This is a genomic window from Ruegeria sp. CF5 (genome assembly GCF_056537325.1).
On the sequence record NZ_JBQFRI010000001.1, the window covers coordinates 274,481 to 298,694 of the forward strand.

At 56.5% G+C, this 24,214-nt stretch carries 21 protein-coding genes and 1 tRNA gene; 8 read left to right on the forward strand and 14 right to left on the reverse strand.

The window, feature by feature from the left end; all coding sequences use genetic code 11:
* Window positions 1–31 precede the first annotated feature (31 nt).
* The 8 genes from guaA to ACR0NW_RS01340 all read left to right on the forward strand — a co-directional run bounded on the left by guaA (window position 32) and on the right by ACR0NW_RS01340 (window position 7,921).
* The gene (guaA, locus tag ACR0NW_RS01305) at window positions 32–1,591 is read left to right on the forward strand and encodes a glutamine-hydrolyzing GMP synthase (protein ID WP_480449306.1); all 1,560 of its coding nucleotides are present in this window, start codon (window positions 32–34) and stop codon (window positions 1,589–1,591) included.
* A gap of 122 nt (window positions 1,592–1,713) precedes the next feature.
* Window positions 1,714–2,601: a DMT family transporter gene (locus tag ACR0NW_RS01310; protein ID WP_480449304.1), complete on the forward strand. Its 888-nt coding sequence runs from the start codon at window positions 1,714–1,716 to the stop codon at window positions 2,599–2,601.
* 77 nt (window positions 2,602–2,678) lie between these two features.
* The gene (locus ACR0NW_RS01315) at window positions 2,679–3,575 is read left to right on the forward strand and encodes a DMT family transporter (protein ID WP_480449302.1); all 897 of its coding nucleotides are present in this window, start codon (window positions 2,679–2,681) and stop codon (window positions 3,573–3,575) included.
* 48 nt (window positions 3,576–3,623) lie between these two features.
* A complete protein-coding gene (locus tag ACR0NW_RS01320) occupies window positions 3,624–4,496 on the forward strand; it encodes an ATPase (RefSeq protein WP_480449301.1) in 873 nt (290 codons plus the stop codon).
* A 38-nt stretch (window positions 4,497–4,534) separates the two neighbouring features.
* A complete protein-coding gene (gene metA / locus ACR0NW_RS01325) occupies window positions 4,535–5,452 on the forward strand; it encodes a homoserine O-acetyltransferase MetA (RefSeq protein WP_480449299.1) in 918 nt (305 codons plus the stop codon).
* Window positions 5,442–6,395, forward strand: coding sequence for an alpha/beta fold hydrolase (locus tag ACR0NW_RS01330; protein ID WP_480449297.1), 954 nt, complete (start codon window positions 5,442–5,444; stop codon window positions 6,393–6,395). Before metA ends, ACR0NW_RS01330 begins: the two co-directional genes overlap by 11 nt.
* 49 nt (window positions 6,396–6,444) lie before the next feature.
* Window positions 6,445–7,314 (forward strand): polyphosphate kinase 2, encoded by an 870-nt coding sequence (ppk2, locus tag ACR0NW_RS01335; RefSeq protein ID WP_480449295.1) that lies wholly within the window; start codon window positions 6,445–6,447, stop codon window positions 7,312–7,314.
* Window positions 7,307–7,921: a TetR/AcrR family transcriptional regulator gene (locus ACR0NW_RS01340; protein WP_170650202.1), complete on the forward strand. Its 615-nt coding sequence runs from the start codon at window positions 7,307–7,309 to the stop codon at window positions 7,919–7,921. The genes ppk2 and ACR0NW_RS01340 overlap by 8 nt, the downstream gene beginning before the upstream one ends.
* A gap of 18 nt (window positions 7,922–7,939) precedes the next feature.
* Here ACR0NW_RS01340 and ACR0NW_RS01345 read toward each other — a convergent pair whose 3' ends face one another.
* The 14 genes from ACR0NW_RS01345 to pyrH form a co-directional block, all read right to left on the reverse strand.
* The gene (locus ACR0NW_RS01345; protein ID WP_480449293.1) at window positions 7,940–8,998 is read right to left on the reverse strand and encodes an adenylate/guanylate cyclase domain-containing protein; all 1,059 of its coding nucleotides are present in this window, start codon (window positions 8,996–8,998) and stop codon (window positions 7,940–7,942) included.
* Window positions 8,995–9,363 (reverse strand): group I truncated hemoglobin, encoded by a 369-nt coding sequence (locus ACR0NW_RS01350; RefSeq protein ID WP_170650205.1) that lies wholly within the window; start codon window positions 9,361–9,363, stop codon window positions 8,995–8,997. The genes ACR0NW_RS01345 and ACR0NW_RS01350 overlap by 4 nt, the downstream gene beginning before the upstream one ends.
* 150 nt (window positions 9,364–9,513) lie before the next feature.
* On the reverse strand, window positions 9,514–10,332 hold the full coding sequence (locus ACR0NW_RS01355) for a glycosyltransferase family 25 protein (protein ID WP_480449291.1): 819 nt from the start codon (window positions 10,330–10,332) through the stop codon (window positions 9,514–9,516).
* A gap of 94 nt (window positions 10,333–10,426) precedes the next feature.
* The gene (locus ACR0NW_RS01360) at window positions 10,427–12,214 is read right to left on the reverse strand and encodes an ABC transporter ATP-binding protein (RefSeq protein WP_480449289.1); all 1,788 of its coding nucleotides are present in this window, start codon (window positions 12,212–12,214) and stop codon (window positions 10,427–10,429) included.
* A 356-nt stretch (window positions 12,215–12,570) separates the two neighbouring features.
* Window positions 12,571–12,660 (reverse strand) — tRNA-Ser (locus tag ACR0NW_RS01365).
* A 56-nt stretch (window positions 12,661–12,716) separates the two neighbouring features.
* On the reverse strand, window positions 12,717–13,439 hold the full coding sequence (locus ACR0NW_RS01370; protein ID WP_480449287.1) for an alanyl-tRNA editing protein: 723 nt from the start codon (window positions 13,437–13,439) through the stop codon (window positions 12,717–12,719).
* The gene (locus tag ACR0NW_RS01375) at window positions 13,429–15,879 is read right to left on the reverse strand and encodes a DUF3772 domain-containing protein (protein ID WP_480449285.1); all 2,451 of its coding nucleotides are present in this window, start codon (window positions 15,877–15,879) and stop codon (window positions 13,429–13,431) included. Before ACR0NW_RS01375 ends, ACR0NW_RS01370 begins: the two co-directional genes overlap by 11 nt.
* Complete coding sequence (locus tag ACR0NW_RS01380) at window positions 15,879–16,913, reverse strand: cysteine synthase A (protein WP_170650210.1); 1,035 nt, start codon at window positions 16,911–16,913, stop codon at window positions 15,879–15,881. Before ACR0NW_RS01380 ends, ACR0NW_RS01375 begins: the two co-directional genes overlap by 1 nt.
* Before the next feature lie 71 nt (window positions 16,914–16,984).
* Window positions 16,985–18,103, reverse strand: coding sequence for an NUDIX domain-containing protein (locus ACR0NW_RS01385; RefSeq protein ID WP_480449283.1), 1,119 nt, complete (start codon window positions 18,101–18,103; stop codon window positions 16,985–16,987).
* 30 nt (window positions 18,104–18,133) lie between these two features.
* Window positions 18,134–18,577, reverse strand: a complete 444-nt coding sequence (locus ACR0NW_RS01390; protein WP_480449281.1) for a TrgA family protein — start codon at window positions 18,575–18,577, stop codon at window positions 18,134–18,136.
* A gap of 16 nt (window positions 18,578–18,593) precedes the next feature.
* Window positions 18,594–19,802 carry an SAM-dependent methyltransferase gene (locus ACR0NW_RS01395; protein ID WP_170650215.1) on the reverse strand — a complete coding sequence of 403 codons (1,209 nt, stop codon included), beginning with the start codon at window positions 19,800–19,802 and terminating at the stop codon, window positions 18,594–18,596.
* A 267-nt stretch (window positions 19,803–20,069) separates the two neighbouring features.
* Window positions 20,070–21,296, reverse strand: coding sequence for an aminotransferase class V-fold PLP-dependent enzyme (locus ACR0NW_RS01400; RefSeq protein ID WP_480449279.1), 1,227 nt, complete (start codon window positions 21,294–21,296; stop codon window positions 20,070–20,072).
* 262 nt (window positions 21,297–21,558) lie between these two features.
* Window positions 21,559–23,145: a BCCT family transporter gene (locus tag ACR0NW_RS01405; protein ID WP_480449278.1), complete on the reverse strand. Its 1,587-nt coding sequence runs from the start codon at window positions 23,143–23,145 to the stop codon at window positions 21,559–21,561.
* Between the two features lie 245 nt (window positions 23,146–23,390).
* Window positions 23,391–24,143 carry a UMP kinase gene (gene pyrH / locus ACR0NW_RS01410; RefSeq protein WP_170650221.1) on the reverse strand — a complete coding sequence of 251 codons (753 nt, stop codon included), beginning with the start codon at window positions 24,141–24,143 and terminating at the stop codon, window positions 23,391–23,393.
* Between the last annotated feature and the right edge of the window lie 71 nt (window positions 24,144–24,214).

Consider the following 24,214-nt stretch of genomic DNA (forward strand, 5'->3'; position numbering starts at 1 on the left):
ACATGCAAGACTTGCGACCTAAGAGCCAGTCATGAGCCAGACATCCCATGACCGCCTTCTGATCATCGACTTCGGCAGCCAGGTGACGCAGCTGATCGCCCGCCGCCTGCGCGAACTGAACGTCTATTGCGAAATTCACCCCTACCAGAACGTCACAATGGACGTTGTTCGAGAAATGGCACCAAGGGCCGTTATTTTCTCGGGCGGGCCCGACAGCGTTACCCGCGAAGGTTCACCGCGCGCCCCGCAGGAAATCTTTGACTACGGCGTTCCGATTTTAGGTATCTGCTACGGTCAGCAGGTGATGATGCATCAGTTGGGCGGCAAAGTTGAAAGTGGACATGGTACGGCGGAATTCGGTCGCGCCTATGTCACCCCCAAAGGTGATCTGGATTTGCTGGGCGGCTGGTTCGCCGATGGGGACGAGCAGGTCTGGATGAGCCATGGCGATCACGTAAGCGAAATCGCTCCGGGTTTTGAGGTTTACGGCACCTCCCCTAACGCACCTTACGCCATAACCGCCGACACAAACCGCCACTTCTACGCGGTACAATTCCACCCCGAGGTTCACCACACGCCCAAGGGCGCAAAGCTGTACGAAAACTTCGTCAGGCTGGCGGGCTTTACAGGCGACTGGACCGTGGGCGCCTATCGCGACGAGATGATCCGCAAGATCCGCGAACAGGTTGGCGACAAGAAAGTCATCTGCGGTCTGTCCGGCGGCGTGGACAGCTCGGTGGCTGCGATCCTGATTCACGAGGCCATCGGTGACCAACTGACCTGCGTGTTCGTCGACCACGGTCTGCTGCGCAAGAATGAGGCGCAGGAAGTCGTCTCGATGTTCCGGGACAACTACAATATCCAGCTCATTCACGCGGATGAGAGTGAGCTGTTTCTGGGAGAGCTGGACGGACAAAGCGATCCGGAAACCAAGCGCAAGATTATCGGCAAGCTTTTCATCGACGTGTTCCAGAAACACGCCGACACGATTGACGGCGCAGAATTCCTTGCTCAGGGCACACTCTATCCTGATGTGATCGAATCCGTGTCTTTCAGTGGCGGCCCGTCGGTCACTATCAAGTCGCACCACAACGTAGGCGGTCTGCCGGAAAAGATGGGTCTGAAGCTTGTCGAACCGCTCCGGGAACTTTTCAAGGACGAGGTCCGTGCCCTTGGACGCGAACTTGGCCTGCCGCAAAGTTTTATTGGTCGCCACCCCTTCCCTGGCCCGGGCCTGGCCATCCGCTGCCCCGGAGAGATCACACGCGAAAAGCTGGAAATCCTGCGTGAAGCCGATGCAATCTATATCGACCAGATTCGCAAACATGGCCTCTACGATGAAATTTGGCAGGCTTTCGTCGCCATTCTGCCCGTCCGCACAGTGGGCGTCATGGGCGACGGGCGCACCTACGACTACGCCTGTGCCTTGCGAGCGGTGACATCCGTCGATGGGATGACGGCTGACTATTATCCATTCAGCCACGATTTTCTCGGCGAGACCGCAACGCGCATCATCAACGAGGTCAAGGGCATCAATCGCTGCACCTATGACATCACGTCGAAACCACCCGGAACGATCGAGTGGGAATGAGTTGAAAGAAGGCCGGGCAATTGCCCGGCCTTTCCATTTCCAGTCGCAGAATTCCCATCTTTTTGTGATTACACTTGACCACCCTGCCCTTTCCGGTTCCTCGTGTCCGCAGGAGGGAAAGGATGGATCAGGGCAAGGCTCAAATCGGCAAGGCCGCACTGTGGATGACCGGAGCCATCGCTTCGTTCTCGGCCATGGCCATCGCCGGGCGGGAACTGAGCGTCACGCACGATACCTTCGAAATCATGATGTATCGCAGTGTAATCGGTGCGGTCATCGTATGGATCGTCCTGTCGTTCAGCGGTCAATGGCATCAGGTCTCTACCCGCCATCTGGGTTTGCACGCGATCCGGAACAGCCTGCACTTCGTTGGTCAGAACCTTTGGTTCTTTGCCGTCGTAACCGTCCCTCTGGCTCAGGTCTTTGCCTTGGAATTCACCCAACCGCTCTGGGTGATCGTTCTGTCGCCGCTTTTGCTGGGAGAGCGCCTGACAGCCGTGCGCATCACTGCCGCCGTTATCGGTTTCATCGGAATTCTGATCGTTGCACGCCCCGGTGCAACGACATTGAACCCGGGAGTCATCGCTGCCGGGCTGTCCGCAGTATTTTTCGCCCTCACGACTATTTCGACAAAAAAGCTGACGCGGTTCGCTTCGATCGGGTGCATCATGTTCTGGCTGACCGGAATGCAGGCCATACTTGGGCTTGCGGCGTCGGGACTGGACGGTGAGATCACCTTGCCCACGATGACAACCCTGCCTTTCCTCACTCTTGTCGGATGTGCAGGATTGCTGGCCCATTATTGCATAACCAACGCCCTTGCGATTGCCCCGGCCACGGTTGTCATACCTTTTGACTTTGCCCGCCTGCCGACCATCGCGATCATCGGAATGCTGCTTTATGGCGAATCCCTAGACTATTGGACCATATTTGGAGCAGCCGTTATTTTTGCAGGGATCACATTGAACCTGAGATCCGAAAGCCGTGTTCAGGCTCAAAAGGACGCCTGAACCGAAATTCCATCGCTGCCAGAGATTTGCGCATGTTTCGGGTCGATGCCTGAAACGAAAAATGCACAAAAGTAATCATGACTACTCAAAAAACACTTTCATCGCAGGCATGGCTTGAACTGATCCTGTTAGGCGTGATCTGGGGCGCATCTTTCGTCGCAATCCGGATTGCACTCGATACCATTCCCGTCATGACCTCGGTTTTGCACCGAACGTTCTGGGCCATGCTGGCGCTTTGGCTGATAGTCTGGGTAATGCGGTTGAAGGTCCCCCTGTCGCCCCGCATCTGGGGCGCGTTTCTGGTGATGGGGCTGTTGAACAACGTCATTCCGTTTTCGTTAATGGCATGGGGTCAGTTGTATATCGAAAGCGGCCTTACCTCGATTCTGAATGCCATGACGGCAATCTTCGGAATCGTCGTCGCTGCCATCTGGTTTCCCGATGAAAAACTGACCAAAGGGCGGGTTCTGGGTGTCGGGCTGGGCTTTCTCGGTGTTGCAACCGCCATCGGCCTTGGGAATTTGATTCAATTTGATCTGCGCAGCGCGGCCCAAATGGCGGTGATCGCGGGCACCGTGTCCTACGCGCTTGCAGCGGCCTGGGCGCGCGAAACCTTGTCTTCCCTCTCTCCGCAAGTTGCTGCTGCCGGGATGCTGACGACGTCAACGCTGTGTCTGTTGCCAATCACGATTTATTTTGACGGCGTGCCCACACTGGCCCTGCCCATCGAAACATGGGGGGCGATTGCCTATTATTCGCTGTTCGCAACCGCAGGTGCCTATCTGCTGTACTATCGGGTTCTGGCGATGGCGGGCAGCGGTAATCTGATGCTGGTAACGCTCATTATCCCGCCGGTCGCAATTCTGCTTGGTTCCGTAATGCTGAACGAAGCGTTGCAGCCGCAGGCCTATGCAGGATTTGCGCTGCTTGCGGTTGGCCTTGTAATCCTGAACAGATCGGGCCAGCGCAATTGACGCCGCCTTGTCCCCGTTCTAGCAAGGGCGAAAAAGGGACATCGGGACATGATCTACGGCTCGGCTGGTGAATGGCGCAATGCGGCGCGGAAGAAAGTGCTTTTCTTCGGCATGTCCGGGCTGGGAAAAACCTATGTCTCGAACATCCTGCGCGACTCTGGCCAGTGGTTCCACTACTCGATCGATTACCGGATCGGCACGCGCTATATGGGTGAATACATCACCGACAACGCCAAAGCCGAAGCCATGAAAGTGCCGTTTCTGCGCGATCTGCTTTTGTCGGACTCGATCTATATCGGCTCGAACATATCGTTTGAGAACCTGACGCCGGTTTCCACATATCTCGGAAAGCCGGGAAACCCGGCCCTCGGCGGGCTTGAGATGACCGAGTACAGCCGCAGGCAGGAACAGTTCCGACTGGCCGAAATTCACGCGCTGCTGGACACAGAGTACTTCGTCGATCGCGCGGAACGTCTGTACGGCTATCCCCATTTCATCTGTGACACCGGCGGTTCGATCTGCGAATGGGTCAACCCCGATGACCCCAACGACAAGGTTCTTTCCGAACTTTCACGGCAGACTCTGATGATCTGGATCAAGGGCGACGACGCCCATACCGAAGAGCTTGTCCGCCGGTTCGACAAGGCGCCCAAGCCTATGTCCTACCAATCCGAATTTTTGGGCCGGGTCTGGAACGACTATCTGGATCAACAGGGCTGTGCCGAGGCAGACGTCGACCCTGATGCCTTTATCCGCTGGACCTATGCACGCGCCCTGGCCCACCGTCAGCCACGATACGAGGCGATGGCGCAAAACTGGGGTGTGACGGTGACTGCCGATGACATCTCCAACGTGCGCGATGCCGGTGATTTCGATGAGTTGATCGAACGCACACTTGAGACCCAAGCCGACCGCCCCTAAGTTCCCGATTTCATTCGTTACATCAAAAGCCCGAGCCAATGCCGATCAAAATCCCATCCGACCTGCCCGCTTATGACGTCCTGACAAAGGAAGGCGTCATGGTCATGTCCGACGATCAGGCCGCCCGGCAGGATATCCGGCCACTGCGAATTGGCCTTTTGAATCTGATGCCCAAGAAAATTCAGACGGAGAACCAGTTCGCCCGTCTGATTGGTGCGACACCTCTGCAGATCGAATTGTCGCTGATCCGGATGACCGAGCATCAGACCAGAAATACCGCCGCCGAACACATGGAAGAGTTCTATCGCCCGTTTCAGGAGGTGAAGCAAGAAAAGTTCGACGGTCTCATTATTACCGGCGCCCCGATCGAGCACCTTGAATTTGGTGATGTCACCTATTGGGATGAAATCAGCCAGGTATTTGACTGGACGCAAACCAACGTCCATTCCACATTCGGTGTGTGCTGGGGTGGAATGGCGATGATCAATCACTTTCACGGCGTGCGTAAACACATGCTGGATGCAAAGGCCTTTGGCTGCTTCCGGCACTTGAACCTTGCCCCCTCATCCCCTTTCCTGCGTGGATTTTCTGACGACTGTGTTATTCCCGTCAGCCGCTGGACCGAGATGAAGCAGGCCGAGATTGACGTCGCGCCGGGTCTCAAAACACTCCTTGGCAGTGAAGAGGTTGGTCCGTGTCTTGTGCAGGACAAGACCCATCGCGCGCTCTATATATTCAACCACTTCGAATACGACAGTGATACGCTGAAGCAGGAATATGACCGCGACGTGGCCAATGGGACGCCAATCAACGTGCCAATCAACTATTATCCGGATGACAACCCCGGCAACACGCCGCAAAATCGCTGGCGCAGCCACGCGCACCTTCTATATGGAAACTGGATCAACGAAATCTATCAGACCACCCCATTCGATATGAGCAAAATTGGCCACTAAAGTTCTCATAACTCTGGGTCTGCTGATCGTAGGCCTGGCAATGCTCACCGCCTGGAAGGCGGCGCGGCACGAGGCATCGGCAGAGTCACAGTTTCCTCCGGAAGGGCAAATTCTGGACGTAGATGGCGTACCGGTCCATGCGGTGGTGATGGGCGAAGGTCCGGATGTTGTTCTGATCCACGGTTCCAGCGGCAACACGCGCGATATGACCTTTGCCCTGGCGCCGATTCTGGCCGAGAACTTCCGCGTCATCGTTTTCGACCGCCCCGGGCTTGGCTATTCCGGAAGTTTCGACCCGAACGGCGAATCCATATTGGAACAGGCCGCAATCCTGCAACGCGCAGCGGCGCAACTCGGTGCCGACAAACCGATCGTTGCAGGGCAAAGCTATGGTGGTTCGGTCGCGCTTGCTTGGGCTGTCGGCCAGCCGGATCACATTTCGGCGCTAGTCCCCATCGCTCCAGCCTCACACCCTTGGGATGAACCGCTGGATTACTTCAATCGCATGGCGTCAAATCCGGTCGGCAGCGCCGTCGCGCTTCCCCTGATTACTGCCTTCGTCCCCGACTGGTTTGTCGAAAGCGCACTGGACGAAGTTTTCGCCCCACAGAAGACGCCCGAAGGATATATCGATCACTTCGGGCCAGGTCTGACGCTTCGCCGGGGCTCGATGCATTCCAACGCTCTGCAACGGGCGAATCTGGCACAGGAAATTGAAGAGTTGCAACCGCTCTATGGCCAGATCAACGTGCCGACGGAAATCGTTCACGGCACGGCCGACGAAACCGTCGGCGTTGCAAGGCATTCGGAACGGCTTGCCCAGGAAATTCCCGGCGCGGAACTGATACAGCTGGACAGAATCGGCCACATGCCTCAGGTCGTCGCGGCGGACGAAGTTGCCGCAGCAATCGAACGCGCTGCAGAACGTGCGGGTTTGCGTTAACGGGATTCACATTCCATAGTAACGTACCGGATTCATTACGAGGCATCATATGGCGCGATCAAAAAAAGGTTCGATTCAGGAGTACTTCTCCAAAGACGCACCGAAAGAGATTCGCACGGCCATTGAAGGTTCGGATAAGGGCGACATCCTCAACCCCACCTATCCGTATGACGAACGGATGAAAGGCAAAGAGTATGACGACCAGATGGAATCGCTGCAGATTGAACTGGTCAAACTGCAATCATGGGTGAAGGAGACCGGCCAGCGCATCGCAATCGTCTTTGAAGGCCGGGACGCCGCCGGAAAAGGCGGTACAATCAAAAGGTTCCGCGAAAACCTGAATCCACGTGGCGCACGTGTGGTTGCACTGGCCAAGCCCTCGGATGCCGAGCGGAGCCAATGGTATTTTCAGCGCTATGTCTCTCACCTGCCCTCGGGTGGTGAGCTCGTGTTCTTTGACCGCAGTTGGTACAATCGCGGCGTCGTTGAAAACGTTTTTGGCTTTTGCGAAGCCGAGGAACGTGAACGCTTTTTCCGGCAGGTCATGCCCCTGGAGACCGGATTGGTAAACGATGGCGTCCAGCTGTTCAAATTCTGGCTGAACGTGGGTCGCGCCGAACAGCTGAATCGTTTTCTCAAACGGGAAACCGACCCGTTGAAACAATGGAAACTCAGCCCCATCGACATTGCCGGATTGGGCAAGTGGGACGAATACACTCAGTCGATTTCCGAGACGCTGACCAGAACCCATTCCGACGTTTGCCCATGGACGGTCATTCGGTCAGATGACAAGAAACGCGCCAGACTGGCCGCGATCCGCACCGTACTGAACGCATTGGACTACGACGAAAAAGACGAAAACGCCGTGGGCAAGACAGATACCAAAATCTGCGGAGGCCCTGATATCTGGGATGCCTAAACGCGGCTATCATCACGGAAACCTCAAACAGGCCCTGATCGACGCCGCGTTACGGCTGATCGAGGAAAAGGGTCCAACCGGTTTCACCCTGTCCGAAGCGGCCAAAACTGCCGGCGTTACACCGGCAGCCGTCTATCGGCATTTTCACGGACGCGAAGACCTGATTGCCGAAGCGGCGCGACAGGGGTTCGAAATGTTCGCTGATCTGATGCAGTTCGCCTATGACAAGGGCCAGCCGTCAGCCCTGGCCGCATTCGAGGCGACGGGCCGCGCCTACCTGGCTTTTGCTCGCAAGCATCCGGGCCACTATATCGCGATGTTCGAAAGCGGCATATCGGTCAACCGAACGCCCGAACTGGCGGCGGCGGCCAACAGGGCAAAGAGTGTTCTGGAGAAAGCGGCAGCTGATCTTTCTGAACATATCCCACCGGAACAACGCCCCCCGGCCTCAATGTTCAGCGCACATATCTGGGCGATGAGCCACGGTGTTGTGGAACTTTATGCCCGCAATACAGGTGCCAGCTCCCCGTTCCCTCCGGAAGACCTGCTTGAGACCGGCATCGGCATATATCTTCGCGGTCTGGGTCTAATACCCCACGACGAATGAAACAGTAAATTTAAGCGATCAGATCCATCCGCTGGGCTGCGGGGATCGCAGACTGGACGTGACACTGATCAGGTCCATCTCACCCATACCCTTTATGTCCACCGCGCCCAGATCAGCCACCTGAAATTCGTCGATCAAGGCGAACTTCATTTCTTCCGGAGCCACGATTTTCATCGGGTTGGCAAAGACCTGTAGACGTGAGGCCATATTTACCGCTGGTCCGAAAACGTCATAAACGTATTTCTGAATACCAACGACCGACCCGACCGCCGCACCCGTCCCCAACCCGATCCGGGCCTGCCATTTGTTCGGATGGCTTTCGTTGCGTCTTTCAAGGTATCGCAGGAACCGTACAGCACAATGCGCCACAGCGGTTGCGTGATCAGGCGTGGCATCGGGCATTCCCGATACCGCCAGATAAGCGTCACCGATCGTTTTGATCCGTTCACAACCGAATTGCTCGACGATGCGGTCGAAGGCCGTGAATATGTCGTTCAACTCGCTCAGCGTGATGGTTGGGTCCGTCCGGGCGGCAAAGTCGGTGAAGTTCACGAAATCCAGCATGACCACCGAAACCTGCTCATACAACTGGGGGGTAACGACACCGAATGTCTTGAATTCCTCGTATACCGACCGCGGCATCAGGTTCAGTAACAGCCGCTCCACCCTCTCCTTTTCACGCTCCAACTCCCGCGTGTTGCGTTCGACCATGGTCGAATAGCTGTCAATCATGCTTTCCAGTTCGCGGATGCGCGTGATGTTCTGGCATTCAACCACCAGAATTTTCTCATCCAGTGAGTTCGCCATTGAAATTGTCGTGGCAAAGATCAACGTTCGCCGCTTTGGCTTGATATGCAGCTCAGCCGAGTATCGCAGACCCGCATCGCGAACCTTGTCCAACTCTTCCGGGTCCAGATCAGGCAATATGTCTTTCAGTGTCTGACCACTTTCAGGCACGCCAAACCACTCTCCAAATGGCTCGTTGTGAAAGACAAAGCTGAAGTCCGACGCCCGTACCACCGCAACGCCGACGCCAATGGCCCGCAAAAGGTGCTCGTTGATTGCAGAAATGCTCATGCCGCATCTCTGGCGACGATGATCGAGCGTTTTTCCTCGATCGCTGCCATCGCCACCTTCACATCTGCATCTGACATACCGTGACCTGACAGAACCTCTGCGAACAGTTCCGCCATTTCGTCAAAATCGGCATGCGAGATATTCAGATGACGGTGGACGGCTTCGATCCTCTCGTCACTGAACGAGGCCGGTCCGCCAACCAATGATGACACAAATTTTGTCTGGTGGTCGATCAGGCGCGGCAGGTCGATGTCCGTGAAATACTCGCCGATCTGATCAGAATCCAATGCCATTTCGTAAAATGCCATGACGATCCGACTTATCGTTTTAAACCCGCCATACTTTTCATAAATCGTCTGGCTCATAACCCACAAACTACCTTTGCATTAGCCAATCATAGTCAAAGGTTAGATCATAATGCCCGGTTTGTTAACTTTTTTGAACAAATCAACAGCAGTGGCTCTGGGGCCGTAAGAACTCTTCAGTATTTTTCGATGTGTTTTCTAGCGCAATTTTCAGACGTTCAGGTCCGAAGCGACCGGAACAAACCCACTGAATCCACCCTGCCTGATCAAGCCAGCCTCACCACCAGATCGCCAACGCAGTTTCCGCCCGGCTGCAATCAATTCGCGGCGTGCGCGAAACCAAAGCGGACCTTTATCAAGGCCGCTATTGATCGTTTTGTCCTGCGTCCGTTCGCTTGTTTTCACAGACGCCCCGGAATTCTCTTGCGACTTGGACCAGATCACCTGAACCCCGACGGCTGGAAAACACTGATACATTTTCCATCCGGATCGCGGCATGAGTACAAAATCGTCAAGATGATCCGAATACCTGTCCGACCACGCAAGCAACTTTCTGCACCCTTCCAGAGACAGTGCATAGGCCGCCGCACTAGGTGCCATTTCAAGCAAAGGCCGAACATTGACACCGTTAACATCGCGCTCAGGACCAAACCGAAGTGCGCGCGGCGAATAGTCAAATTTTACCAGATCATATTCATGAGGCATGGCCAGAATATTCCGGATGCACTCAGCAGAATGTTGCGAAAATTCTACGTCGTCCTCAAATACCGCGATGGAGGGCAAACCCTGCTCAACTGCCTGCTGCCAGACCTTCTTGTGGCTCTCGAAACACGCGATTTCGCTGGGTGTCAGGCCCCAACGGCTGCCAGTTCCCGGCACGTATCCGTTGCCCTCCAACGCGCCGGGAAGGCTAGCATCAGTGGCGCTGACCCTTGTGGCGCTTGAAATTCCGACCCTGGCAAACTGCCCCTCCATAAACGATCTGCGGGCAGGCACGCGATCCAGGTTGATATAGAAAACGTCGGTCATCGGCGTTCTTTCTTTTGGGCGCTAGAAACCCGCGCCTGCCAAATTACAGACATACTCCCCTGATGTCTGGCCAACATGACAGGCACGCAGCATCCTAGCTTTCTCCGGAGACCAGCGCATGTTTGTACTGTTGCTCATACAGGTTCCGGAATTGCCCGGGCCGGTCCAGCAGTTCCTTGGCGGTACCGATCTCGGCAACCGAACCGCTGTCAATCACAACAATCTGGTCCGCATCCAGAACGGTGGAAAGACGGTGCGCGATGATGATCGTCGTCCGGTCTTTGGTCAACCTTCTGAGAGCCTCCTGAACAAGGTGTTCGGATCGGGAATCCAGAGCACTGGTCGGTTCGTCCAGCAACAGGATCGGGCTATCCCGCAGAAGGGCCCTTGATATGGACAGTCGCTGTTTTTGCCCACCGGACAAAAAGGACCCATCCTCGCCCACAAGGGTGTCAAAGCCTTCGGGCAACGCCATAATGAAATCATAGGCATTGGCGGCTTTTGCCGCTTCGATCACCTCGTCATCGGTCGCGTCGGCCCGCCCAAGACGAATATTGTCCGCAATCGAAGCCGAAAACAAAAACGTGTCCTGTCCGACAAATGACATCTTCTTGCGCAAGGACTCGAACGTCGCGCCCTTGATGCTGCTGCCATCAATCAACACTTCACCCGAATTCGGATCATACAGGCGCAGTGCAAGGTTCAGGATTGTCGATTTGCCCCCGCCCGACGGACCAACCAGCGCCGTGGTCTTACCGGCAGGGAAATCGAGGTCCAAATTCTTCAGGATCAACTCATCGTCCCTGTAGCCAAAAGTCACATCCCTGAAGCTGATCACACCCGGGCCTTCGGCCAGAACCTTGGGGTGTTTGTCTTCGGCAAGTGTTTCCGGCTGATCCAGCAGGGTGAACATCATCTGGACACGGCGCAAACCGACTTCCAGCGAAACGCGAACGCGCGACAGGCGTTTTGCAGGCTCATAGGCCATCATCAATGCGGTCACGAACGACATCAGTTCACCTGGCGTCGATGCATCCGAGCCGAACAGTTTTGCAGCACTCAGCGCGATGACGGCAGCAACCGCAAACCCGGCCAGAACATCCATCAGTGGGCTGGTCACGGCTTCAAGGCGCGATATCGTGTTCTGACGCTTTTCAACCTGCTTCACCGCACTGAACATTCGGTTCGCCATGCGTGCTTCCAACGCAAACGCTTTGATCACCCGGATACCTCTGGATGTCTCCTGAATGACCTTCATGATTTCGGCCAGCGACTGCGTTTCTTGATGAACGAGTTCCCTGACCTTTCGCAACAGGACCCGCACCCCCCAAATCGCCAGAGGACCGATGACCAGACAAAACAGCGAAAGGACAGGTTGCTGATAGAACATAACTGCCAACAAGCCTATCAATGTCAGAAAGTCCCTGACGACGGTCGTGACCATCAGGTTAACGACCTGTCTTGCGGCCTGTGCCGACATGGTGACTTTCATCAACAGGTCCGAGCTTTCCGTCAGATTAAAAAAGGATACCCCCTGACGAAGAAGCTTGTCGTACAACTTAATCTGTTGCTGGGCCACAATGCGGTTGCCTGCGCGGCTCAGCGCGACCACCTGCACATAGGTGGACAGGCCCTTGACCAGAAAAATCAGGAATACGGCCGAGGCAACACCAAAAACTTTGGCCTGGTTGTCCGATTCAAACAACGAGTCGACGACATCCCGCATAATATAGGCAACCGCGGCTGTCGTTGCGGCGACAAAAACCATTGCTATTACGGCAATGGTGTAAAGCACTTTCTGCGACGGCAGGCTTTCACGCATCAGGCGCCACAGAATTGAGCTTTCGATTTGGTCGAGAAATTTTGTTTTCGCGTTAAGCAAAGCCTGTTTCCATACACATCAAGAGTTTCTGGACGCCCTGTCTGACCTAAGGCCCACCCGGAACCCATTCAAGTTAGATACTTTTCAGTTCGGAGCCGGGCAAGGATCGTATCGCCTGGCCGCCGTATGGTACGGGGGTTTCAACACAGATCTTCTGTTTTGTACATCTACAAAAGCACCACGTTCCGAAATGTACCAACCCGCAAGCGCCCGAACCGGTGCCAGGGCTGTCCCTCTTTCATTTCACTGGACGCGTAGATAGTTGTTGAAGGGTAAGATTTCCACCGTTACCGGCTACACTGATCTGAAATTGGTGAATTTTGGCCGCTTCAAAACGCTGTGTCACTTTAGGGGAATGGCGGAGAGACAGGGATTCGAACCCTGGAGACGGTTTCCCGCCTACACACTTTCCAGGCGTGCGCCTTCGACCACTCGGCCACCTCTCCGTGCCGGGGTATTTGAACCATCGCAACAGGATTTGCAAGGCCCGTTTGCGCCGAATTCAGTCATCCAGATGCAAATAAACCCGACGGTTCTGTTTGCCCTTTTTCTCGATCTTTCCCAGACGGATGCGCCCGATTTCTGCCGTGCTGGCTACATGCGTCCCACCACATGGTTGCAGATCGACCTGCGCATCTCCCTGCCCGATTCTGACCAGACGCACCCGACCGCTGCCGCGCGGGGGCGACACGGACATGGTTTTGACCAATCCCGGATTGGCATCCAGTTCCGCATCCGTGATCCACTCTTCGCTTACGCCAAGATCGCGGTCGATCAGTTCCTGCAATCGGGCCTGTAGCGCATCCTTGTCCTGCGGCGCTTCGGGCATGTTGAAATCCAGCCTGCCCTTGACCGGGCTGATGGACCCTCCTGATACTTCCAGTGGGATGACAACCGACAGAAGATGCAGCGCCGTGTGAACGCGCATGTTTCCGAACCGCTGATCCCAATCAAGGCTTTGGCGGATACTCATACCAACGGGCGGCAATTCGCTGCCCTCTGCCGGGACGAGTACTACAGCGCCCCCATCCCCTTTGATCGTGGTTTTGACCTCAAGCGATCCGCCGTCCCAGTCCAGACGACCCTGATCGCCGGGCTGGCCGCCGCCGGTGGGATAGAACAGGCACTGATCCAGAATAATACCGCCGTCCGCAGTCTGGGACTGAACAACGCCATCGGCCTGACGCAGATAGGCGTCATCACGAAAAAGCATCTTAGTACTCATCACCGCCTCCGGTATCCATGTCACCCTCTGTCATTTCGATGGGGGACTTGTTTGCACGGGTTGGTTCGCTTTGCTTTGGTTCAGGATCGTCAACAGGCTTGACCGGTCCCTGTGCCTGAGGGTGCGGGTGCAGCGTTTCGGGATTGCGCAGCCAGATATCGCGCTGAGCGAATGGAATTTCGATGCCCTCTTCGACAAAGCGGCGGTTGATCTCGTGGTTCATGTCAGATTTGACCGAAAGCACCCAGTTCACATCCCGCAAGATCGCCCGGATTTCAAAATCCAGTGAATCTGCTCCGAACCCCTGAAACACAACGCTGGGCGCCGGGTTGGCCAGAACCATGGGATGCGCGTTCGCGATCTCTCCAAGAATGGTTTCGACCTTGCGCGTATCAGTCCCGTAGGCGACACCAACCGGCACGATCACCCGCCCCACGGTGTTGCCGCGTGTATAGTTCGTAACCACACCGCTGATCAGGTCCGAGTTGGGCACGATGACATCGGAACGGTCGAATGTCTCGATGCGCGTGGAACGGACCGAGATGTCACGGACATAGCCCATCATTCCGTTCACATCGATCCAGTCCCCTTTTGAGATCGGGCGTTCCACCAGCAGGATGATACCCGACACAAAGTTGGACACGATGGTCTGAAGCCCAAAGCCGATCCCGACAGACAGCGCACCCGCGACAATAGCAAGTGAGGACAGATCGAACCCGGCGATAGTGATCGCCACCAGGGCGGCCAGAAAAATCCCGACATAGCCCGTGCCCGATACGATGGCGTTCTGTCCACCCGGATCGATGCTGGTCTTTGGCAACAAAGAGTTGCGCAACCCACCCTGCAACAGACGGGTCAGCGAATATCCGATTAGGAATACCGCGATAAACGTCAGGAAATTGGTGGGCGAAATGGTGACGCCGCCAATGTCGAATCCCTGTAGAAGTCGCTTCCATGCCTCGATCAGGTCCGTTTCCCGTGCGCCCCAGTAAATGGCTAGGACCGGTAAGGACAGAAAGGCAAGCGCAAAGCCCACAAGCACGGAAAAGAGTGAATCCCGCGCGGCCTCACCCTGCCCTGTTATCCAGCCGTAAACCGAGCTGATGAAACGCTGCAGGATGAAAAACGCGGCAATCAGCGCCAGAGTTTTGACAGCCGGATAAACGATAGCTTCGGCAGCGTTTGAATACCCGATCATGGCCAGAATTGGCGACGCAATTCCAAGCAACAGCATCAACCGGCGGAAAACCTCGATCATCTGGCTGAAACCGGCAGTGCGCGAAGGTGCCTCCTGGTCTGTCTCGGTTGCTGTTTTGTCGACCTGACGCACCCGGCGCACGCGCAGCAGCAGCAGAGCCGTTATCACTATGATTGGAAACCCGACCACTGCGCGGGTTGCGTCAGAAATATTCTCGATCTGCTCGAACTGTATGACCATGTCATGCAGAACCAGCATGACCGCGAGCAGATCCATATAAACCCGCAACTCCGAAATCTGACGGGCGCTGAGCCTTTTGAAGTTGTAGGCCGCGCCCATCACGAAAATCTGTCGGCCGATCCAGTCAAAGTACAGGATAATTGCCGCCCAGTACGGCACCTGCTGCAACAGCAACGTGCCGCGCAAACCCAGCACACCGGTCAGCGATACCGCCGCCGTCAAGGCGACCACGCCCAGCCACGGCAGAATGATGCGAAACAGCGAGATGACAAAGGCCCAGACACCGGTGCCCCGTCCGCCCAGCCGGCGCAGGAAATCGCCGCCCCGTTCGGACCATCTTTTCCCGAACACCAACAAAACCGTGGCCACCAGAATCAATGCGATAATTGCAGGCGCGCGCTCTTGCATCCGCTCGGCGGCCACGTCGGTTTTCAGATTCTTGACTGTTTCGTTGACAAGGGCACGAACGGCTTCCTGAACATCTGTCCACGCACCCCGCCAATACAATGGGTTTACCGGAGACGGGCCGCGTTCAAGCAAGGTCTTCGTTTGCCGGTCCCGGATAATGCGATCGATTTCGTTGATCAGGCCGTTGGCGCGATTATAAGCCTCTTCCGAGATTATGCGGGGCACCCGCAACTGGTTCAGCTGCTCGTCCAGATGTTCGCGCAATCGAGCGATGTCAGGCGGGTCTTCCGAGCCGTCCTCGGGCTTGGGTCCCAGCGCCTTGAGCTGACTTTCAAGGGTTTGTATGCGCTCGGTATTTGCTGTACGCGCCTTGTTGAAGATATCGCGGTAATTACTTATTTCAGAACGCAATTTCTCCATCGCGGCATTGGATGCGCGATCGGCATTCACCACCGCTTCGGCCCGGTCCGCGGTTTTGACCCAGTTCTGATAATATTCAGTTTGCTGTTCTGACAGCTGGGCCGACGCAAGGCCGCCCAGCCCCATCAGAAAGAGCGTCAGGATGGTCAGATACAGGCGGATGGGCCTGAACATCACACGTCCTCGAACACACCCGGAATGCTGCGCGGTGCTTCGGTCATCCAGTCGGGAACAGGAAGATCTTTTTCACGCAGGAAGTTCGGGTTGAACAGCTTGGACTGATAGCGGGTGCCAAAATCACAAAGGATGGTGACGATTGTATGGCCGGGCCCCAGGTCCTTGGCCAGGCGCACTGCCCCGGCGATATTGATCGCGGTTGAGCCGCCCATGACCAGCCCTTCGTCACGCAGCAGGTCAAAGATGTATGGCAGCGCCTCGTTATCGGTGACCTGATAGGAAAAGTCCGGTGTGAACCCCTCGAGGTTTTTGGTGATGCGCACCTGACCGATGCCTTCGGCGATCGAGCTGCCGTCCATCGCCAGTTCACCGGTTGTGTAGTATGAATAGAGCGCAGCGCCCATCGGGTCGGCCAAGGCGATCTTGACGCCCTTGGGCTGCAATGCCTCGGCAACGCCCGCCAGAGTGCCCCCGGACCCCACCGCGCTGACAAAGCCATCCACTTTGCCATCTGTCTGTTCCCAGATTTCGGGGCCGGTGGTTTCGACATGGGCCTGACGGTTGGCCACATTGTCGAACTGGTTGGCCCAGATCGCACCGTTCGGTTCGGTCTGCGCAAGTTCTTCGGCCAAACGGCGGGAATAGTGAACGAAGTTATTGGGGTTGCGGTAGGGTGCCGCCGGCACCTGCACCAGCTGCGCACCAGCAAGGCGCAACATGTCTTTTTTCTCTTCAGACTGGGTTTCCGGAATCACGATCACGGTTTTGAACCCCATCGACGCCCCGACCAGCGCAAGACCGATGCCGGTGTTGCCTGCGGTGCCTTCGACAATGGTTCCGCCGGGCTTCAGGTCGCCGCGCGCCACAGCGTCACGAATGATGTAAAGCGCGGCGCGGTCTTTGACAGACTGGCCCGGGTTCATGAACTCGGCCTTGCCCAGAATTTCACAACCGGTTTCTTCACTGACACGGCGCAGCCGGATCAGAGGTGTTTTGCCAACGGCGTCCGCCAGATCTCGTGCAATGCGCATGGTGCCCTCATGAATTCAATATGCTGGTCAGATGTACAGGCGCCCCGCGGCAAGCTCAAGCGGGGATACGGTCAATTCAGCCGAAGGCTATCACGGTGCCGTGCAAGCCAGTTCGCCAGTGAAAGTAACGGCAGGTCCTTGAAGCGGTCCGCATCCACAAGCGCCATGAATTCGTCATATGGCAGGATGCGGCTGCGAATATCCTCTCCTTCAGTGGCGAGCCCGCCATTGTCGATGGTTTTATCCAAATCTCCCAGCCCGACAAAGAGATAGACGTATTCGGTGGACGAGCCGCTGGAGGAATAGGCCCTGCCCGCGGGTTTCAGCGCATCCAGTTGCACATGTGCCTCTTCCAGCGTTTCGCGGCGGGCGGCGGCTTCGGGCGATTCTCCTGGGTCAATCATGCCCGCCACGGGTTCCCACATCCAAGGCTCGGGGTCGCCGATCATATAGACCGGAGGCCGGAACTGTTCGACCAACAGCACCGAATCCCGCACCGGATCGTAGGGCAGAACGACAACGGCGCTGCCCTGCATCAGACCATTGCGGCTCAGGACCTCGCTCATGCTGCCGTCCAGCTTGCGGTGTTGCAGCTCCATCTCTTCCATACCGAAATAATCGATATAGGCGCGCGTGTGCCGGTGCACGACCACGTCCTTACTGACATCGCGCTGCCCTGCCTGCCCCCGCTGCCGGGCGGCAACACGTGCCCACGCCCGGTTGCGGATCGCCGGGAAACTGCGTGCGATCCGTTTTGCATCCACACGCCCGAAATAGGCCATGACCTCCTCGGCCGCATTCAGGGTGATCTCACCCCACTCATCCACCCATCTGCTCAACGACCAAAGCGATCCCGGCCGCCAAAGACCGGGTTCAGGGAAAAACACCTGCGCCATTGCGGAACTTCCGTCAGGCAATTCCACAGGTTTTGGTTCCAGATCGAAATCGAAGCCGCCTTCGTAAAAGACAAGCCGCTGAATATCATCCTCGCTCAGGCCCCGGACAAGCACGCCCTCAGCCTGTTCGCCGGGCTGTTTCATGATCATGGGAAACATCTGACCCTGCACCGCGCGGGCTGCATGATCGAGCAGCACAGCGGGCGACAGGTCGATTTCGGACGCGGGGCGTCCCAGCACAAGCTCAAGCAGCGGCACGTAGCGCAACGTTCCGTAGAAAAACAGATCGGACAAATGTTCAGGCTTTCTTTGATCAGGTTCCGCTTACCGCCAGCGGCGTGATGCCATTTCGGTCAGCAGGCCGGACAATACGGCACCGATCAGCAGGGTCCAGATGATTTGCGGATGAAGCAGAAATTCGTAGGCATAGTTTATGCCAATCTTGAAGATGGCCAGTACTGCCTCGAACGGACCGTCATAACGATGGCGCATGGCAAGGCGGAACATCTCGTAAGTGCCCTGCGAAAACAGGCCCCAGAACACCATGGAGGCCGCACCCGTCAGTCCGTTGTTGATGGCTGGTGTTATCCCGCGACCTGCGCGTTTGCCCATTACCACCCATCCGCAGATGAACCCGATTGCAATATTGGCCGGGGTGAAATAGCCAAAATCCCTTTCGTCGGGCGTGTGGTCGATGATCTGACCTGACACGAAAAAGGCCAATACTGCCAGACAAACGGCAGCAACGAGGCGGGAAGCTGTAGGCATATTGGGCGTCCGGTTCCTATCTGGGTCTTGCAATAGTGATCTGTGTCACATCGCAATTGCCGGTGTCAAAGGCTGCGCCGCACGCCGTCAAATAAAAATTCCACATGCGGCGAAAACGCTCATCAAAGCCCATGTCCGAGATCTGATCCCACTTCTCGTTGAATGTGTCGTACCAGCGGCGCAGGGTCAGATCATAGCTTTTGCCGAACTCCTTGGACCGGACGAGGTGCAGACCGGCCTGACTGATTTGTTGCCGCAGGACCCGGGGCGCCGGAAGCATGCCACCGGGAAAGATGTATTTCTGAATGAAATCAACGCCGTTTCGATAAACCTCCCACCGTTTGTCGGCGACGGTGATTATCTGAAGGGTCGCCTTTGCATCAGGCTTGAGCCGGTCGCGCACCGTTTCGAAATAGACGGGCCAGTATTTTTGCCCAACCGCCTCGAACATCTCAATCGAGGCGATCCCGTCATATTGCCCCCGCTCGTCGCGATAATCCTGAAGCTTGAACTGTACACGATCAGATAAACCTGCTTTTTCAATCCTTTGGGAAGCGTAGTTAAACTGTTCCTGACTGATGGTCAGCCCTGTCACCCGTAAACCACGTTCCTTTGCGGCATATTCCGCGAACCCGCCCCAGCCGCAGCCGATTTCCAGAATGTGGTCACCGGGCTTGGCCTCCATCTCGTCAACCAGACTGGCGTACTTGGCCGTTTGCGCCTTTTCCAGACTTTCCTGTCCGGTTTCGAAAATTGCGCTGGAATAGGTCATCGTGTCATCCAGCCAGAGTGAGTAGAAATCGTTCCCCAGGTCGTAATGGTAGGAAATATTCCTTTTGGCCTGAGCCCTGTGGTTACTGTGGAGCCAGAACCTGAGGCGTTCGTAGGCGCGGATCAGAAAGCTCCCTGTGAAATCATCATAAACCGCGTCTCCGCTTCGTTGTATCAGGTCCATGAAGGCGCGCAGATCCGGGGTGCTCCATTCACCCTCAAGGTAGGCGTCCGAAAACCCAAGATCGCCCTCTCGGATCAGGCGCGCGAATACATCCGGATCGTGCACGTCAATTCGCGCTACGGGACCGGGTTGCGCGCCCTCGGACCGGAACACCCGACCATCGGGTAACGCGATATCCAACCGGCCGGCCTCCATCTGGCGCAGCATAGTCATAACCTGGGCAAAGTATCTTGGAAGATTTTCCTGCCCTTCTGTCGATGTATGAACCATCCGCTCTCCCCTTTGCGGCGTCTCAGTCAGGCTAGGCCGAGATTCCGTTTCTGGCAAGTTTTCAGTTCGTTACCGGAGTTTTTGGGGCCAAAAGCGCCGATTGCGAGCGGTGCAAGCCCGGAGTTTGTCACCGGGCAGGACAAAAGAGTTATTCGGCCCCGGGCCATCCGGGACTGTCCTATTTTATCTAATCCCGTTTGAGCATTCGTCGACCGGAAACCGGAACGCAGGGCTCGTTCCCGGATCGCCTGGGATATGAAGAGCGACCTACAAAACGCGGTCCAGCGCGTCGAGCAGCTGATCGATTTCCGTCCGTGAGGTGTAGTGCGTGAAGCTGAGGCGCAGAACACCCTTGTCAGGTTCGATCCCCATCGCCTGAAGCGGGCGGATGGCATAGAAATCACCACCACCTGCCATGATGCCGTATTTTGTCAGCTCGGCGGCAACCGGTTCAGCCGCACCATTCAGCGACAGGGCAACAGTCGGGGCACGTTTCGAGGCATCGGATGGCCCGATCAGGCGCACGGCGTTCCTGTCTTTCACGGCATCCAGAAGGGGCTGCAGCAATTCAACTTCGTGGGCACGCATCAGGTCATGAACGAATTCGCCTTGTGCCGCCTCACCCGAGGACGGCCCGCCGTGGTGGTCGCAGAGCAGTTCCACGTAATCGGCCATTCCGGCGCTTGCGGCAATTTGGGCGTGGTCCGGCCCGGCAGGCGTAAAGCGCTTGTACAGCACATCGGCGTTGAAGAAATGCGCCTGGTTCGGAAGCATCTCGCCCAGCGTTCGCCGAATGACCATGCAGCCCTGATGGGGGCCATAGGTCTTGTATGACGAAAACAGATAGATATCCGGCCCAAGGTCACCGACATTCGGAAACCCGTGAGGAGCATAAGAGACACCATCGACACAAACAAACGCCCCTGCGGCGTGGGCGATGGCGGTGATTTCCGTGACCGGATTGATCTCACCCACCACATTCGAACAGTGCGGGAAACAGACCAGCCGAACCTTTTCGTCCAGCAGGTTTTCCAGATCCTGCGGGTTCAGCGATCCGGTATCCGGGTCGATATGCCATTCGCGAATCTCGATGCCGGCATCGGCCAGCCGCCGCCAGGGACCCGAGTTCGCCTCGTGGTCCTGATTGGTCACTACGATGGCTTCGCCGGGCTTCATCCACTGACGAAAGGCCTGCGCAAGAACATAGGTGTTCTGCGTTGTTGAGGGACCAAAGCTCAGCTCATCACTCTCGACCCCCAGAATTGCGGCCATGCGATGCCGCGCCTCATCCATTTCCTGCCCGCCCAACTGACTTGCGGCATATGGGGCATAGGGTTGGACCTTGCGCTGAGTGTAGAACCGGTTCAGCCGGTCGATCACTGGCTTGCAGGTGTAGGAACCACCGGCATTTTCAAAAAACGCCTGCCCTTGCAAATCCGGTTCGGAAAACGCCGGAAACTGAGCTCTTACAAAATCGATGTCCAGTGCAGTCATCACTCGATTCTCCTCAACTTATGCCCGCAGCACGGGGGCCGCCTGCCCTTGGTCCAGTCGTATTCGGAACTGCGGCAGAGCTTTCAGCAGAAGTGATGGATCACCGCCGTCTCTTCAAGCCAAATTTTCGCGGCTCAAAGACGCGCCCTGTTTCAGCGGCACCAACAATGCCACCGCAGCGCGGACCAGAATTGAGGCATTGATCTGCAAAGAAAAAGCCCCGGCAAAGGACCGGGGCTTTAGTTGTCAGATTATCCGGCGATCAACGGCGGCGACGCTCGTTCGCAAGGCCGATGAAAATGGATACGCACATCAGAACCAGAACGATCGCAAAGGGAAAGCCCGTGGCGATAGCCGCAGCCTGAAGCGCACCCAGACCGCCGCCAAGCAACAGAACGATGGCGATGGCACCCTCAAGAATGCACCAGAACACGCGCTGTGCGGTGGGCGCATCGGTCTTGCCGCCTGCGGTGATGGTATCGATCACCAGCGAGCCCGAGTCGGAACTGGTCACGAAGAACACGACGACCAGAATGATACCGACAAAGGACAGCAGGCCCGTCATCGGAAACGCTTCGAACATCTTGAACATTTTCAGTTCAAGTGCGGCATCGGAAAGCGCCTGACCCGAACCGGACATGACCTGATCCAGCGCCGCGCCGCCAAAGACGCTCATCCACAGTGCGCCGACGACGGTCGGGATCAGGATGACGCAGGTGACGAATTCGCGCACGGTACGACCGCGAGAAATGCGGGCGATGAACATGCCGACAAACGGTGACCAGGAAATCCACCACGCCCAGTAGAACGTGGTCCAACCCTGCAGAAAGTTGGTGTCCTCGCGCCCGACCCAGTTGGATAGAGTGGGCAGCGCAACGATATATTCGATCATGCTGTCGAAAAAGCCGGTCAGGATGGCCAGTGTCGGACCAACGATCAGAACCAGAAGCATCAGGGCTGCGGCCAGGATCATGTTGGCCTCGGACAGGCGTTTGACGCCCTTGTCCAGACCGGCGATTACCGAAACCAGTGCAAAGGCCGTGATCAGCACGATCAGCAACACTTTCATCCCGTCCGTGATCGGCACGTCGAACAGATAGTTCAGACCGGCCAGCGCCTGTGTCGCACCCAGACCCAGAGAGGTTGCGAGACCAAAGATGGTGGCAAACACCGCCAGCACGTCAATGATGTGCCCCAGAGGGCCCCATGTCGCCTCGCCGAACAGCGGATAAAAGACCGAGCGCATGGTCAGCGGCAATCCACGGTTAAAGCTGAAGAACGCCAGCGCGAGCGCCACCACGGCATATACCGCCCAAGGGTGCATACCCCAGTGGAAAATGGTGGCCGCCATGGCCAGTTTCTTTGAGGCTTCGGGGTCTTCCAGCCCTGCACCCAGCGGCGCCCAGTCGGTGCGCACGCCATCCTCGCCGGTTGCGACGCCGCCCAGGGATGCGCCGTAATGTGAAATAGGTTCGGCGACCCCCCAGAACACCAGACCAATTCCCATCCCGGCAGCAAACAGCATCGAGAACCAGCCCGCATAGCTGTAATCGGGTTTTGCGTCGTCACCACCAAGACGGATTGAACCGTATGGAGTAACGATCAACAGCAGCGAAAACACGACAAAGATGTTCGCGGCAATCATGAAAACCCAGTCGAAGTTGCTGGTCAAAGCGGGCCGCAGCCAACCGAAAAATTCGCTCGCCTGCTCGCGGAACACGAGCGAGAAGAACACGAAGGCTACGATTGTCAGTCCCGATACCGCAAAAACCGGATTGTGAACATCCAGACCTAATATCTGGACATTGTCCTGACCGACTTCATAGTCGGTTTCTGTACTTTCAGACATTGTCTCTTCCTCTCCAATGAACATTCATCTTCTCAAGGAATGCAATTTTTCAGGGCTCTCCCGGCAAGACAGGATGATAGCGGAAAACGACATTTTGCACAAAAACGTCATCAGGTTCCGACCCGGACCCACATGGAAAGTTCGAGAGAGACACTGAGAGCTGAAGCCTCTGACGATTCAGGTGAATCAAACCAAAAAGGCCGGGCTAATTGCCCGGCCTTTTCCCGAATTACGGATTTTCGAGTTTACCCCTGAACCTTGGTATAGGTGCCCTCACCGGCCAGAATGCCCCGGAACCCGCCGGGTTCGTCCAGCCCGAAAACGATCAACGGCAGGTTGTTGTCACGCGCCAGCGCAATAGCCGAGGCGTCCATGACCTTGAGCCTTTTGGCAAGAACATCGTCATAAGACACCGTATCATAGCGCACTGCGTCATCGTTGGTTTTGGGATCTTTGTCGTAAATGCCGTCAACCCCGTTTTTGCCCATAAAGATCGCCTCGCACGCCATTTCGTTGGCGCGCAGGGTCGCGGCGGTGTCGGTGGTGAAATACGGGTTTCCGGTTCCGGCCGCAAAGATGCAGACCCGTTTCTTTTCAAGGTGACGGACGGCGCGGCGGCGGATGTAGGGCTCGCAGACCTCATCCATGCGAATGGCCGAGATGACGCGGGTGAATACGCCGACCTCTTCCAGCGCCGATTGCATCCCCAGCGCATTCATGACCGTCGCCAGCATGCCCATATAGTCCGCGGTTGTCCTCTCCATCCCCTGCGCCGAACCGCTGAGGCCGCGAAAGATGTTGCCGCCGCCGATCACCATGCAAATCTCGACGCCCAGATCGTGCACCGACTTTACCTCTTTCGCGATCCGCTGGACGGTTGGGGGGTGTAGCCCGAATCCCTGATCCCCCATCAGCGCTTCACCCGAAATCTTGAGCATGACGCGGCTGTACTTGGGTTTGGGGATTTCCGTGTTTTCGATGGTCGAGGAAAGGCTCATGTTGCGCTCCGGGCTGGCACGGGGTTAATTTCCGGCGCAAAATGAAGCAAAAGCCCCGTGGGTTCAATGCG

Coding starts and splice junctions, on each gene's coding strand:
- guaA (WP_480449306.1), top strand. CDS start 32: ATGAGCCAGACATCCCATGACCGCCTTCTGATCATCGACTTCGGCAGC.
- ACR0NW_RS01340 (WP_170650202.1), top strand. CDS start 7,307: ATGCCTAAACGCGGCTATCATCACGGAAACCTCAAACAGGCCCTGATC.
- ACR0NW_RS01345 (WP_480449293.1), bottom strand. CDS start 8,998: ATGAGCATTTCTGCAATCAACGAGCACCTTTTGCGGGCCATTGGCGTC.
- pyrH (WP_170650221.1), bottom strand. CDS start 24,143: ATGAGCCTTTCCTCGACCATCGAAAACACGGAAATCCCCAAACCCAAG.
- ACR0NW_RS01320 (WP_480449301.1), top strand. CDS start 3,624: ATGATCTACGGCTCGGCTGGTGAATGGCGCAATGCGGCGCGGAAGAAA.
- ACR0NW_RS01390 (WP_480449281.1), bottom strand. CDS start 18,577: ATGCCTACAGCTTCCCGCCTCGTTGCTGCCGTTTGTCTGGCAGTATTG.
- ACR0NW_RS01400 (WP_480449279.1), bottom strand. CDS start 21,296: ATGACTGCACTGGACATCGATTTTGTAAGAGCTCAGTTTCCGGCGTTT.
- ACR0NW_RS01405 (WP_480449278.1), bottom strand. CDS start 23,145: ATGTCTGAAAGTACAGAAACCGACTATGAAGTCGGTCAGGACAATGTC.
- ACR0NW_RS01310 (WP_480449304.1), top strand. CDS start 1,714: ATGGATCAGGGCAAGGCTCAAATCGGCAAGGCCGCACTGTGGATGACC.
- ACR0NW_RS01350 (WP_170650205.1), bottom strand. CDS start 9,363: ATGAGCCAGACGATTTATGAAAAGTATGGCGGGTTTAAAACGATAAGT.
- ACR0NW_RS01395 (WP_170650215.1), bottom strand. CDS start 19,802: ATGGTTCATACATCGACAGAAGGGCAGGAAAATCTTCCAAGATACTTT.
- ACR0NW_RS01380 (WP_170650210.1), bottom strand. CDS start 16,913: ATGCGCATTGCACGAGATCTGGCGGACGCCGTTGGCAAAACACCTCTG.
- ACR0NW_RS01315 (WP_480449302.1), top strand. CDS start 2,679: ATGACTACTCAAAAAACACTTTCATCGCAGGCATGGCTTGAACTGATC.
- ACR0NW_RS01375 (WP_480449285.1), bottom strand. CDS start 15,879: ATGTTCAGGCCCATCCGCCTGTATCTGACCATCCTGACGCTCTTTCTG.
- ppk2 (WP_480449295.1), top strand. CDS start 6,445: ATGGCGCGATCAAAAAAAGGTTCGATTCAGGAGTACTTCTCCAAAGAC.
- ACR0NW_RS01370 (WP_480449287.1), bottom strand. CDS start 13,439: ATGAGTACTAAGATGCTTTTTCGTGATGACGCCTATCTGCGTCAGGCC.
- metA (WP_480449299.1), top strand. CDS start 4,535: ATGCCGATCAAAATCCCATCCGACCTGCCCGCTTATGACGTCCTGACA.
- ACR0NW_RS01355 (WP_480449291.1), bottom strand. CDS start 10,332: ATGACCGACGTTTTCTATATCAACCTGGATCGCGTGCCTGCCCGCAGA.